This is a genomic window from Allobosea sp. NPDC055332, from assembly GCF_053645455.1.
In genome coordinates this window covers 1-1414 of record NZ_JBSHMO010000026.1, presented here as the reverse complement: position 1 = coordinate 1414, position 1414 = coordinate 1, and the positions used below count along the sequence as shown (strand labels likewise).

The 1414-nt window shown below is 50.2% G+C and carries 2 protein-coding genes and 1 pseudogene; all 3 read left to right on the top strand.

Annotated elements, in window-relative coordinates:
* Positions 1-215: pseudogene (locus tag ACWIGM_RS31370) on the top strand (hypothetical protein); the annotation flags it as partial.
* Between the two features lie 14 nt (positions 216-229).
* A complete protein-coding gene (locus tag ACWIGM_RS31365; protein ID WP_000268718.1) occupies positions 230-1216 on the top strand; it encodes a major capsid protein in 987 nt (328 codons plus the stop codon).
* A 51-nt stretch (positions 1217-1267) separates the two neighbouring features.
* Positions 1268-1414 (top strand): Bbp16 family capsid cement protein (locus ACWIGM_RS31360; protein WP_454029855.1); only part of this gene is annotated, 147 nt, incomplete at its 3' end.

Here is a 1414-nt window from a genome sequence, read left to right as displayed (position 1 = left end):
ACAAGTTGATTTCTAACCTTAGCGCCGCACAGCGTGCGCTTGACCAGTTCGGGACACCTGAACTCAAAGAATATCTGAACACCACCGGGCTGGGTAATCACCCTGATCTGGTCAAAACGTTCGTGAAAATCGGAAAGGCGATGTCTGAAGATGGCATGGTCACCGGTGGTAATGAAGGCCAGCGTAGTGCGGCCGAAGTGCTCTATGGCAAATAAGAGAGGAAATGACAATGGCTGTTAAAGGCTTAACTGCGCTAACGCTGGCTGACTGGGGTAAGCGCGTCGATCCAAACGGGAAAGTCGATAAGATTATCGAGCTTCTCGGTCAAACTAACCCGATCCTTCAGGATATGCCTTTTGTCGAAGGGAACCTTCCTACCGGACACCGAACCACCATTCGTTCTGGTTTACCTTCAGCTACCTGGCGTTTGCTGAACTATGGCGTACAGCCAAGCAAATCAACCACAGTGCAGGTAACCGATTACGTTGGCATGCTGGAAACCTATGCTGAAGTCGATAAATCACTGGCTGATCTGAACGGCAATACCGCTGAATTCCGCCTGTCTGAAGACCGCGCATTTATTGAAGCGATGAATCAGCAGATGGCGCAGACGCTGTTTTATGGTGATTCCAGCGTTAACCCTCAGCAGTTTATGGGACTGTCCTCCCGCTATTCCAGCCTGTCTGCGGGTAATGCTCAGAACATCATTGATGCTGGTGGCACGGGTACAGATAACACCTCAATCTGGTTAGTGGTGTGGGGCGAAAACACCGTGCATGGCATCTTCCCGAAAGGGCAGAAGGCTGGCATCCAGATGGAAGATAAAGGCCAGGTGACACTGGAAGATGCTAATGGCGGCAAGTACGAAGGCTATCGCACCCATTACAAATGGGACAACGGACTTGCTCTGCGTGACTGGCGTTATGTTGTTCGCATTGCAAACATCGATGTCAGCAATCTTTCAGAACCTTCCTCTGCCGCAAATATTGCGAAGTTGATGGTTAAAGCACTGCATCGCATTCCAAACCGTGGAATGGGTCGCCCGGTGTTCTACATGAACCGCACTGTAGGCCAGGCTCTTGATCTGCAATCTCTGGAGAAAACATCTCTGGCGATCAGCGTAAAAGAGACTGAAGGCGAGTGGTGGACTTCATTCCGTGGTGTACCAATCCGTGAAACTGATGCGCTTCTGGAAACAGAAGCCCGCGTGGTGTAACGCCTGTTATTAACCTGTGGGTCGTAACAGACCCACTAATGGAGAAAGAAGATGATCACCGACAAACTGTTGATGTTCTCCGAAGCTCAGGCGGTTACGAATACCGCGGCTTCTACTGACGTAATCGATCTCGGTCCAATTGATGGAAACCGTCGCGATATCGGAGTGTGTTATCCGCTTGAGTTTTGGTTTCTGTTT